9 protein-coding genes are annotated in these 11,942 nt (G+C 60.8%); 4 read left to right on the forward strand and 5 right to left on the reverse strand.

Annotated features, from left to right (window positions below; genetic code table 11):
* Positions 1-96: 96 nt before the first annotated feature.
* Positions 97-1,818 (reverse strand): redoxin family protein, encoded by a 1,722-nt coding sequence (locus tag JNL55_RS10695; protein ID WP_293852806.1) that lies wholly within the window; start codon positions 1,816-1,818, stop codon positions 97-99.
* Between the two features lie 213 nt (positions 1,819-2,031).
* Between JNL55_RS10695 and JNL55_RS10700 the strand changes: the two genes are divergently transcribed.
* Positions 2,032-3,024, forward strand: coding sequence for a hypothetical protein (locus JNL55_RS10700; RefSeq protein WP_293852807.1), 993 nt, complete (start codon positions 2,032-2,034; stop codon positions 3,022-3,024).
* 42 nt (positions 3,025-3,066) lie between these two features.
* On the opposite strand, the gene JNL55_RS10705 is transcribed toward JNL55_RS10700, so the two are convergent.
* Positions 3,067-4,476 (reverse strand): amino acid permease, encoded by a 1,410-nt coding sequence (locus tag JNL55_RS10705; protein ID WP_293852808.1) that lies wholly within the window; start codon positions 4,474-4,476, stop codon positions 3,067-3,069.
* Between the two features lie 97 nt (positions 4,477-4,573).
* On the opposite strand from JNL55_RS10705, the gene JNL55_RS10710 reads away from it, so the two are divergent.
* Positions 4,574-5,155: a 5'-nucleosidase gene (locus JNL55_RS10710; RefSeq protein WP_415923055.1), complete on the forward strand. Its 582-nt coding sequence runs from the start codon at positions 4,574-4,576 to the stop codon at positions 5,153-5,155.
* Here JNL55_RS10710 and JNL55_RS10715 read toward each other — a convergent pair.
* Positions 5,126-7,003, reverse strand: a complete 1,878-nt coding sequence (locus tag JNL55_RS10715) for a PQQ-binding-like beta-propeller repeat protein (protein WP_293852810.1) — start codon at positions 7,001-7,003, stop codon at positions 5,126-5,128. The two genes, JNL55_RS10710 and JNL55_RS10715, sit on opposite strands and share 30 nt — an antisense overlap.
* Positions 7,004-7,120: 117 nt before the next feature.
* Between JNL55_RS10715 and JNL55_RS10720 the strand changes: the two genes are divergently transcribed.
* A complete protein-coding gene (locus JNL55_RS10720) occupies positions 7,121-8,890 on the forward strand; it encodes a beta-N-acetylhexosaminidase (protein ID WP_293852811.1) in 1,770 nt (589 codons plus the stop codon).
* A 15-nt stretch (positions 8,891-8,905) separates the two neighbouring features.
* Here the strand turns inward: JNL55_RS10720 and JNL55_RS10725 are convergent, their stop codons facing one another.
* Positions 8,906-9,415, reverse strand: coding sequence for a YybH family protein (locus JNL55_RS10725; protein WP_293852812.1), 510 nt, complete (start codon positions 9,413-9,415; stop codon positions 8,906-8,908).
* 257 nt (positions 9,416-9,672) lie between these two features.
* Between JNL55_RS10725 and JNL55_RS10730 the strand changes: the two genes are divergently transcribed.
* The gene (locus JNL55_RS10730; RefSeq protein WP_293852813.1) at positions 9,673-10,293 is read left to right on the forward strand and encodes a LysE family translocator; all 621 of its coding nucleotides are present in this window, start codon (positions 9,673-9,675) and stop codon (positions 10,291-10,293) included.
* Here the strand turns inward: JNL55_RS10730 and JNL55_RS10735 are convergent.
* The coding region (locus JNL55_RS10735; RefSeq protein WP_293852814.1) for a TonB-dependent receptor domain-containing protein at positions 10,290-11,942 on the reverse strand (1,653 nt) is incomplete at its 5' end. The genes JNL55_RS10730 and JNL55_RS10735 overlap by 4 nt on opposite strands.

An 11,942-nucleotide genomic window follows, 5' to 3' on the forward strand; every position in this document is an offset into this window, starting at 1 on the left:
CGGACAGCGCCTAGATGTTCGATGAACTTGCCCGGAGCCGGAGTGGGGTCATCGGCATGCGTCGGTGACCGTGGCGCCGGGCGGGCGGTTGCGAGATCAAGTGCTGGGTCTGTCGCTAAACACTTCGGCTTGGTTGGGCTCGGTGGTCTTCGGTGCGGTCTGATCTTCCTTCACATTCCGATACCGGATCACGCCGAACACCATCTCTTCCCACGTCTGCTCGCCCCACGTCACCTCTCGATTCGGGTCGGGGTTGGCTTTGTTTTGCACCGAGTTATCGAACACCTGCGTGTACACTATGCGGGTGCCAGCGGGCACGTTCAGAGGCTTGGACAAATCGTAAGTCGACTGCCAATTGAAGTCATACACAGGAATATTGAGCAGCATCTCTTCCCGACCATCCGGGTAGTGCGCGACAAAGCTCGAGGATTTGCCTCGGAAGTGCGCGTGCGGATGTAGGCTGAAAATCACCGCGTCTTGATCGAACTTGCGTTCGGCCTTTTCCACGTGAACTTTGGTGTTCGCCGGAATTTTCAGTCGCGGGTTGATGAAGATCATGCTGCGGAAGTTGTACTTCGGTGGGTCTTTCATGAAGTACAAGCCCATGCGCGTCACGTCGGTGAGCGCTTGGCCGTTCGGGGTGTAGTGCACTTGGAAGTGCAGTTTGGTTTTGGCGGGCAGCAGGATGCCGTTGTCCTTGGGCACCTGCAGAGGTTCGGCGCCGGGGACGTAGTTGTTCAGGCTGATGTTGCCGCGGGTCTCGCCGCCGGCGGAGGCGATGATGTGATGAAGGACGGCGCGCTGGCCGGGAAGGAAGTCGACGGCGCGTACCCACACAGCGTGATCGAGTGGATTCTCGATCTTGATGTTTTGGTAAGGAATGGTGCCGGTTGCCGGCGTGGTGAACGGCGGCAGTTCGACCACCAAATCAGGCTGGCCGAGGGCCCACTGCGGCCAATCTTTCCTTTGTGACAACAACGGGTCGGCGCCGGCGCCGCGAGGTGAGCCGGCTTCGATCCAGTGAACCAAGGTCTTGGCTTGCGCAGCGCTCAGCCCGCGGTCGTTGTGGAACACGCCGTAGTGTGGATCGGCATGCCAAGGTGGCATGCGTTGAGTGCGAACGACTTCGCGAATCATCGGGGAGAAGCCGCGGATCATGTCGTAGCTGCTCATTTGCCAGGGACCGATGCCGCCTTGGCGATGGCAGACCACGCACTTGTCGATTAATAGCGGCGCGACTTCCTTCTCATAGGAGATCTTTGCGTGAGCATTGCGCTTGTCACGTTCGGGCATTTTGATTTCGCAACCGGTGGCAGCCGTCGCAGCGGGTGCGGGCTTGCCGGCGATCACTGCGTCGAGTGCGCCGCTGATGCCGCTGGCGTTGCCGCGATAGGCGATCTTCCAGCCTTTGGTATTTAGAACCAGCACTTCGCCGTTGCGAGTGAGATTCAGCGACTCGCCGACCAGTTGTGCCGTGTCGAGCAGGATGGGCAGCTTGATATCGGCTTGAGTGGCTTCTTTGCCGACGCTGCCCAGCGAATCGTTCAGATTGGAATTGATGGCCAGAAAGGTCACGCCCTGCTTTTCATACTGGCTTTGCAGAGCCTGCACCGTGCCGGCCGCTTGGCGCGAGGTATCGCAGCCGTTGCCTTGTGCCAGCAGCACCACGGCCTTCATGTCGGATAGATAATAAAGTTCGTGAGAAACGCCGAGATGATCCGTCAGGCGAAAATTGTCCGCGACATCGGCGGCGGCCAGGGCCTGCGAGCCCAGCAGCAGCGACGCCAGCGCGATCCCGGCACGATGAAGGTTACGCATGTGACATCCGTTTAACAGGTGGGCCGACAAGGTGAATGGGGGCAAGTAAGTTTGCGGGGCGGCGTGCGTGCTGTCCACGCGTCGGCGGGCTCAAAAGCGCTGGCTGAACCGAATCTTGATAAATCTTGTCTGGGGCCTGAGACGGCGTCGCGTTGACGACTGGCTACAATTTGGCTTCGCTGCGGTCCACGTCACAGATTTGGCGAGGTGGAGATGAATAAGGGACTATCGATCGGCGTTGCCGTTTCTTTGTCGGTGCTAACCATGATGGCGTGCTCGGCGAATGCCGCAGCTCGATATAAACCGCCGCGGCTAGCGGATGGCACGCCCGATCTGCAAGGCGTGTGGACCAATGCGACGGCGACACCTATGGAGCGCGCAACTGAGCTAGGGACGCGCCGTGCATTCACCGATGCAGAGGCTGAGGCAATTGGCAACGCAGCTGTTGCCGCGGTCGAAGCGGACGCGAAGCCCAGCGATCCCAATAAAAACATCGAAGCTGCCAGCGCGCTGCCGCCAGTGGGTAATTACAACTTGTTCTGGACCGATCGCGGCATGAGCGTGGCTCGGATCGGCGGCGAGTATCGAACGTCGATGATTCTAGAGCCCAGCAACGGTCGCGTGCCGCCGCTGACGGAGGCAGCGTTGAAACGGATCGCTGCGACTCGTATCGGTCGCTCCAGCGACGGGCCTGAAGGACGCGCGCTCGGCGAGCGATGTTTGTTGTCGTTCGGTTATGCGTCGGGGCCGCCGATGCTGCCGGTGATGTACAACAGCTATTACCAGATCGTGCAGTCGCCGGGTTATGTGCTGATCCTGGTCGAGATGGTGCACGACGCCCGAATCATTCGGCTCGATGACCGGCATTTGCCGGACTCGATGCGTAAATGGATGGGCGATTCGGTGGGCCGTTGGGAAGGCGATACGTTGGTGGTCGAGACGCGCAATTTCCGGGCCGAACAGAATTTCCGTGGCTCGTCGGAGCAAGCGGTGGTCACGGAAAGATTCACTCGCGTGGCCGACGATCAGATCGTGTATCGCTTCACCATCGACGATCCCGGTACCTTCACGGAAAAGATCGTCGGCGAGCTACCGTTCGTGCCGGCTGCGGCCAACATCTACGAGTACGCTTGTCATGAAGGCAATTATGCGCTGCCGGGCATCCTGTCTGGTGCGCGTGAAGAAGAGAAGGCGGCGGCGAAGTGAATGAGGGTCTCTTCCCTTGCGGGAAGAGACCCTGAACAAGCATCAGGCCCTGGCCAGCGCGCTCTGCGACCGCGCGTACACGAAGTACACGATCACGCCGATCGTGTTCCAGACCACGAACGTTACCTTCGTGATGTGCGGCAAGCTCCAGAACAAATAGGCACAGCCGAGGATCGCGCCGGCCGCAACGAGCGTCGCCGCTGGCGTGCGGAACGGGCGTGGCGCGTTGGGTGCCTGCTTTCTCAACACCAGCATACAAACAGCGACCGCGATGAACGCTACCAGCGTGCCGGCGTTGGCGACTTCGGCGATTCGTTGCAGCGGCAAGAAGCCGGCGATGATGGCGACGATAACGCCGGTGATGATGGTCATCAGTGCGGGCGTGCCGGACTTCTCGCTGACTGCGCTCAGTCGTTGCGGCAACAGACCATCGCGGGCCATCACGAAGAAGATGCGCGACTGGCCATACATGAACGCCATGATGACTGTGGGCAACGCGAGAATGGCAGCCCAGGCGATTACTTGAGCAGCGACTGGATGATTCAAATTGCGTAACACCATCGCGAGCGGCTCGGAGCTGGCGGCCAGCGCTTCGGTGCGCGTGCTGCCGATGGCGGCAGCGGCGACGACCATGTAGATGATGGTGCAGGCGATCATGGAACCGACGATACCGATCTTTAGATCGCGTCCTGGATTCTTGGCTTCTTCGGCCGCGGTGGACACCGCATCGAAACCGTAGAACGCAAAGAAGATCAGCGCGGCCGCACCCATCATGCCGTAGTTGGCATCGCCGATGGGATTGGCGCCATAGCCGTGCGGAGCGAACGGTTCGAAGTTGTTCGTATCGAACGCCGGGATCGCCAAGGCGATGAACGTGGCGAGTGCCACCAACTTCACGGCCACCAGCACCATGTTCACCGTCGCGCTTTCGCGAGAGCCGAGTGCCAGCAAGCCAGCGACCGCCAGCGCAATCACGATGGCGGGCAGATTGATGATGCCGCCCGCGGCTGGGCCGGCGAGCAAGGCTTCGGGAATGCCCAATCCAGAGGAGCGGATCACGCCGCCGGCATAACCTGACCAGCCCACGGCCACCACGCTGCACACGACGGTGTATTCGAGAATCAACGTCCAGCCCACCAACCACGCCGGAAACTCGCCGAGCGCGACATAGCTGTAGGTATAGGCGCTGCCAGCCATGGGCATCATGGTCGACATCTCGGTGTAGGCGAGGGCGGCGCAAGCACAGACCAAGCCGGCCACCATGAACGACAGGATGACAGCCGGCCCGGCCAGGCCGGCACCGACGCCGATCAACGTGTAGATGCCGGTGCCGACGATGCCGCCGATGCCGAGGCTGATCAGATGGGGCCAGCTCAGTGTGGGGCGCAAGGCGCTATGCGATTGTCGAGCGCTGACAGATTCCAGGCTCTTGCGGCGATTCCAGAAGGACATACGGCTCCCCATCGTTAGGTGCCGGTATTGTAAAGGCACAGGCCGCTCAGCGCTCAGGTGGGCGGCTGATATGATTCCGGCAATGGCCACCGAACAGATGTTTCCCAATCCTTTGCTGGTGATGGCACTGCCGCTGGAAAGCCAGGGCGTGTTCGAGCGCGCCGGCATTCCTGTGTTGTATACGGGCGTTGGCAAGGTGAACGCGGCGTATGCGCTCACCAAGCGGCTTGGCGAATACCGTAGCGCCGGCATTGCCATGCCCCGGGTCATCAACTTCGGCACGGCCGGTAGCCGGCGTCATGTCACTGGCACGGTGCTGGAGTGTCATGCCTTCGTGCAGCGGGACATGGATGTGACCGGGCTGGGCGTGCCGCTGGGTGTTACGCCCTTCGAAGAAATTCCGGCGCGAATCGAGTTCCCAACGAGTTTCGATGGTCTGCCCAACGGCGTATGCGGTAGCGGCGATTCGTTCGTGATGACGGAGGCCGCATTGGAATGCGACGTGGTGGACATGGAAGGGTACGCGCTCGCCAAGGTGTGCTGGCTGGAAGGCGTGGAGTTCTCGGCAGTGAAGTATGTGACCGACGGCGCCGATCATGCCGCCGGCCAGGACTGGCACAGCAATCTGAAACTGGCTGCGGATCGGTTTCTAGGGTTGTATCGGCTTGAACGCCAGTAACACATTGCCGGGCATCTGCCCGAACAAGCCATAGCCCGAACTCACCAGCAGCAAGCCGTTGGTCGCGACGATGGTGGCGTTGTCGATGGAGCCACCGTTGGCACTCACGCCGTTGAATGTATCGAACGCGCGTGCGGTGTCGAACTTGAACAGTAACTCGCCGGTCTTCGCATCGAAGGCATGCAAGAAGCCATCGAGGCTGCCGCTGACGACTGCGCCATCGATGACAGTAGGCGCACCGGAGAAGCCGATGTTGGTGGCGCAGGCTTTTACTAGTTCAGCTCGCTTGCCACTGCAGTCCGGTGCGGTGACGTAACTCCATTCGACTGCGCCCGTATCGACGCGCACCGCGTGCAAGCCAGGTTTCTGTGAGCCGACGGCGGCCTCGGCGGAGGCATACGGTCGATTGATCGGTGCGAACACGCGAGTGCCGTCGTATGCGATGCCCCAGTGAATTCCTCCGAGCGGCGAGCCTTCGCCGAAGTCCTGACGCCACACCAATTTACCGTCGCGATCCGGATCGAGCGCCCACACCGTGCCGGACTTTTGTCCTGCGAGTAATACATCCGAGCCGTCGGTTCGTTGCGCGATGATGACGGAAGCGCCGAAGTCGACGTCGCGATGAACCGAGTTCCTGGGGCAATTCAAACCACTGCGATTACGTGCGCAACCGGTGAGAAAGATATCGTTCTCGGTCGCTTGGAAGCGCCAGCGAATGCGACCGTCCTGCAAATCGATGGCGAGAATGGCGTCGGTAGTAGGTGCGGCCGGTTCAGAAGTTGCTTCGCCGGTGCCGACATACAGCACGCCGCGCTTGGCATCGATGGCGGGCGAGCTCCAGATCGGCGCGCCCGACGGGCCGTAAATCATTTTGCCGTCGCCGCGGTCGCGCACGGGCTTGGCTTCTTCCATGGTGTGCGCGGTCCAGATTTTTTTGCCGGTCGTTGCATCCAGCGCAGTGACCGCGCCGTGCGTTCGGCAGCATTCGTGATCGTCGTTGCCGCCGAGTGAAATCTCATATTGAGAGATGGGCACGTAAACGCGCTCGCCGTGAATCGCTGGCGTACCGGTGGTCAACGACAAGGGATACAAACCCACCGCTTGAATCCACAACAATCGTCCGGTGCTCGCATCCAGCATGTGCACCTTGGACGCGACGTCGCTGAACACCAGTACTTTGCGACCGTTCGGCAATTGGCCGAAGGCAGCGCCGGTGCGCAACGGTGTTGCGTGCGAGTAAACCCATTGCACGCACGGTTGTGCCGAGATGTCGATGGCGAGCACGCGCTGCGCATCGGCCACTGGCAGGAACAGCGTCGAGCCGACGATGGCCGGTTGCGAGCGCATCGACGTCGCCTTCGGAATGCCCATCGCCCACGCCAATTTTAGATTGCGCATGTCGGCGGTGCGCAGGCCGGCTTGTGCCGCGCTGAGCTGCCGATGATTCTTGGGATCGAAACCGAAGCCCGCGACGGTGGCCGATACATCAAGCTTCACTGTGCGACGCTCGGGGGCGCACATCGCTTTCGGCAACCAATCATCTGACGTGGCTTCGCGCCCGACCAGATAATCGATCACCGCCGCCTTCTGAGTGTCGTTCAGGCTGGCCGCCTGGAGTTTCATTTTGCCTTCATTCAAGGCGTACAGAAGGGTTTGGTAACGCATGGCCTTGAGTGTGTCCAAGGCCGGCGCGCGCGTGGTTTCCGGGTGGGCGTGGCAGAGCGCGCAACTACTTTCGTAAACAGCTTGGCCGGGATGGGGCGTTGCCGCCGGCGCCGAGCTGGTGAGCATCAGCAGTCCCAGTAACGCGGCGGTGGCCGTGCGAAAAGCGTCCGTGGCAAGCGTCATGTTGATCCCTCCTTGGCCCGCTATTAGAGTCAGGACGGGTCGTCGTCGCCACCTAAGATTTGTGGGCGGCATACCTCCTGCATGTGGATCCGGCGCGTGGCGAGGGAGGAACCCATAATGACCAGCAGACTAGTCGCTGCTTTCTCAGTATTGCTGTGCTGGCTGTCGGCCGCGACGGCCGCGGAGCGCTCGGCGGATATTTCGCTGATTCCCTGGCCTGCCAGCGTCGAGCCGGACGGGGGCTCGTTCACCCTCGAGCCGGAAACTCAACTGATCTATGAAGGCGATGCCCGAGTGCGCGCGGTGGCGCACTACTTTGGGGAGTTGATGGAGCGCACGCGAGGTTTGCGCCCCGTGATCGTTCAAGGATCGGCACAGCAGGCGCCCAAGCGTTCTGTTGTGTTCGCATTGGGTGGCAGCGGCGGGCCCGAGGCTTATCGTCTCGAAGTCTCGTCGAAGCTGGTGCAGGTCACGGCACCGGACGCTCGTGGCTTGTTCAACGGCGCGGTAACTCTCTGGCAACTGGCGAGCCTGCAGTCGACCACTGTGCCGGAAGTGCGCATTCCGGGCGTTCGTATCAGCGATGAGCCTCGCATGCGTTGGCGCGGTCTGTTACTCGATTCTTCCAGCCAGCATCAGTCGGTGGCGTTCATCAAGCGTTACATCGATAGCATGGCGCTTCACAAGCTGAACGTGCTGCATTGGCATTTGGCCGACGACCAGGCGTGGCGCTTACAGATTCCGAAATATCCGAAGTTGACCGGTGGGCTCAGTTCCTATTCTGCCGACGATGTGCGCGAAATCGTTCAGCATGCGGCCATTCGTAATGTGACGGTGGTGCCGGGCCTCGAAATGCCGGGCCACGCGACTGCGGCTGTCACGGCTTATCCGTCGTTGCGTGCGGCCGATGCACCGGTGAGCGGCACCAACTTGTACAACATCGAAGAAGAAACGTTCGCGTTTTTCGACGCCGTGATCGCGCAGGTCGCGGCGTTGTTCCCGGGTGAGTACATTCACGTCGGTGCCGGTGACGTCTCTAAGGATCAATGGAAACAGTCGACCAGCGTGCAAGCTCGCATGCGTGAGTTGGGCATCGTCAACGAAGCCCGATTACAGCGCTATTTTTTCGAACGCATCAGCGCACTGACTCAGAAGCACAAACGGCGCATCGTCGGTTGGGACAGCATCTTCGGCGGCGGCGTACCGAACGATTCGATCATCATGACGGCACGCGGCTTGGATGGCGCGCTGGGCGCGGTGGCATCCGGGTACGAGGTCATCGTTTCTTCCGGCAGCCTGCTCAGCTTCAATCGTGCGCAGAGCGCGGCCATGAACGAGCGCGTCAAAGCGGGCGAGGTTCTCAGCTTGGGTGACGTGTATCGCTTCGATCCCGCGCCGGCCGCGTTGTCGGCGCAAGATCGTGCCCGGTTGATCGGCGTGCAAGGCAATGTTTGGACCAGCACTGACGGTAACGAAGAAGACGTCGAGTCCATGACGTTCCCGCGCGCAGCGGCGCTGGCGGAAATCGGTTGGGCACAGTCATCACAATTGCGCTGGCCCGATTTTCAATCGCGCATGGTGGCGATGCTGGGGCGTTACTCGCGCATGGGGGTTCGATATAGCGACGCGGCGTTTCGGGCGATGGCCTTCAAACGCGGCCAGAGCGGCGATCGGATTTCCATCGAGCTGGCCAAACAGATGCCGCTCGGTGAGATCCGTTACACGGTCAATGGGACCGAGCCGACGGCCAAATCGCCGGTGTACACGGACGTGTTCGAAGTGCCGCGTACCACAGTGATCAGAGCCGCCGTGTTTTACAACGGCGAGCCGTTGTCCCGCACCACCGCTATCGACGTGAGTTCCGACATAGCCGGTGGTGCGCTGTAAGCTCGAACGACGCCGTTACGCGGTGTCGTCCGATGTTTCTGCCTGCGCCACCGACACAGAAGTCGGCGCCGCTATGTCGGTGTTGTACATCACGCGATACAACTTCCAGCCATGGCCGCGATTGCGCCACACGTGCATGTACTTGCCTTCCTCGATGTCCGAGCCTCGCCGTACGTCGCGGACCCGATAGTGGCCCTGCTCGATGGCGATGTCGTTGCGGATCAAGGTCATGTCAGCTTCGGTGTTGAACGACACCACCGGCGTCATCTGATCTTTCAGAAACGTGGCGATGTTGTCGCGGCCGGAAATCAGCTGACCGCGCTCCGGCAGGATCTGGGCATCGTCATCGAACAACGCCACCGTGGCGTCCAGATCGTCGGCATTGAAGGCTTGTTCGAACGCTTGCACCACCGACTTGGGTAAGGCTTCGCTGCTGCTGCAGCCGCCTAGCATAAGGATTGGCGTAACGCTCAACACAGCGCCGAGCGCCAGCACGCTTCCTGAATAACGAGTCACACTGTTCATGGTCATTCCCCTTGACGCAGCCTCGCGGATCTCACGAGTGCGTCGTTGCCACCCGCGAACAAAAGAATATTCCTGCCGAGCGCGATGCGTCACCACGGTTATCCGAGAGCCTGACGGTCACACGCTTGCAAGATTCGTTTGCGTGTAGGGATGAGAGCGCTTTCAGGTTATTCTGTGCGCACAGGTTGCTGCGAGCGTCGTGGCATGGATGGCTCGTTTCGATGCCCTAGGGCGCTCAGGCTGGCAGGAGGATGAGCATGTCTTTGTATGGGCTGCTGGTTTTTTGTGCTGTCTATGTGCTGGCGGTGGCCTCGCCGGGGCCGGGTGTGGCGGCCATCATCGCCAGATCGCTGGCGAATGGCACTCGAGGCGCGCCGGCGTTCATCGCCGGTTTTCTGGTGGGCGATCTCATTTGGTTTGCATTCGCGGCCACCGGGCTCGCGGCCTTGGCGCAGAGTGCGCAGGCCGTCTTTGTGGTGGTGAAGTACGCCGGCGCAGCTTACCTGCTGTATCTGGCCTACAAGTTGTGGACCGCACCGGCCGCACCAGCCACCGAGGGGCCCGATCTAGACGGTCAGGGTCAGAAACCTCTGCAGCTGTTCCTCGGTAGCCTGGCGCTGACTTTGGCGAATCCCAAGACCATGGTGTTTTTCCTCGCGCTGCTGCCGACAGTGGTGCCGCTCGAGAAGCTCACCTTGCTCGGCTTCGTGGAGATGGTGGTGGCCATCGCCATTCTTTTGCCGCTGACGCTGGGCGGTTACGTCCTGCTCGCGGCTCGCGCCCGTCGTGTGTTCAAGAGCGCGACGGCGGTACGCAGGATCAATCGGGGCACGGGCGCCGCGATGGCCTGCGCAGCCGTCGCTGTAGCTACGCGCTAAAAACTGTAACTCACCCTGCCATACACGAATCGGCCGGAGCGGCCGAACGGCGAGTAGTTGGAGAACGATTGCGTGCCGGTGAGATTGTTCGCCGGCGGCAGCGGATCCGGATACTCGTCGGTGACATTGTCAGCGCCGATCGCGAGCTTGATGTGATCCGCGATTGCCACGCGCGCTTCGATGTCGACCAGAGTGCTCGGCGACAAGGTGAAATCCAGCGCCGGATTCGGATCGGGCGACAACACTTCTCCATAACGAGTCGCTCGCATCGTTGCGCCCCAACTGCCCAGCGTCCAATTGATGGCGGCCGCGTACTTGTCCTTCGGCGTGCCTTCCTCGTAGCTCAGCACATTGAACCGATTGAACAAGATGGGCGGCGTCGGTAGCGCCGACAGTTGCGGTGTGGTCGGGACCTTGGTGACGTCGGTGGAGTTGAAGTTGGCCGTGACTGTGAAATCGAAACGCCCCGCCGCGACGGTGGTAAGCGGATAACTCAGCACGATATCCACGCCTTCGGTTTCGGTATCGACGCCGTTGATGAAAAAGCGGCCGCCACCGATGCCGACAAAGCCGAGGCCGGTGAGATAGTTCACCACGTCGGTGGAGGTGAGATTTTCCGACAGCACGATCCGATCGTCGATGTCGATACGATAGGCATCGATGGTCAACGTCAAATCGCCGATGCGCGCGACTGCGCCCAGCGAGTAGTTCAACGATTCCTCGGCATCGAGCGGTTTCGCGCCGAGCGCGATGGCAGCTGGATTGTTCACTGGGAACGTGGCGATATCGAACGGGATGCCGCCGATGAAGTTGGTGGACGTGGTTGAGAAGTATTGTTGTTGTAACGACGGAGCTTTGAAGCCGTTCTGCACCGAGGCTCGGAGCGCGAACTGAGGAATGAAGTCGTAACGTAGTGACAGCTTGCCGGCCAGATTCTCACCGAAGTCCGAATAACTCTCGCCACGCATCGCCACCGAGGCCAGGAATTTTTCGGTGACGTTGGCTTCGAGATCGATGTACGCGCCGACCGCGGTTCTATCTTCATCGACTTCGTTCTCGGGTCGGAAGCCAGGAAACACTTGTGCGCCCGACTGGGTAGGGTCGCCGTTCGGCAAGCGCACGCCACCGTTGCGATAGGAGTCCGGCTCGCCCGCATGAATGCTGAACGTTTCGCGGCGAGCTTCCACGCCGATGGCGATGTTGAGCGGCGAGGCCAGGCCGATGTCGACGGTACGCACGCCTGAAATATTCAGGGTCAGTTGGTCGTAATCGAAACCGCCCGAGTCGAACGAGGTTTTGCTGGCCACGCCCAATGAACGGTTCAATGAGTTTTGCACGCGGTAGTCCATCTCGTTGCGGCCGTAGCTCAGCGATGAGTCCATGTTCCATTCGCCGAGACGCCAGCTGACGCCGCCGGCCGCCGAGAGGTCGACGACGTCCGGGGCGATCTGCGGCAGAAAACCGTCGGGATAGATTTGGAGGGTGTTACGCACGTCGCTGGCGATTCGATAGAAGCCGGCCGACAACGCGTCACGATCCTGCCAACTTGCCCAGCCGTATACGGTCGCGCCGCTTTCGACTTCATATTCGGCGTTGACGAACACTGTTTTCTGTTGCAGCTCGGGCTCGCCGTACCAGGAGTTGTAACG

It is taken from the genome of Steroidobacter sp., from assembly GCF_016790065.1.
Lineage (GTDB): Bacteria > Pseudomonadota > Gammaproteobacteria > Steroidobacterales > Steroidobacteraceae > Steroidobacter.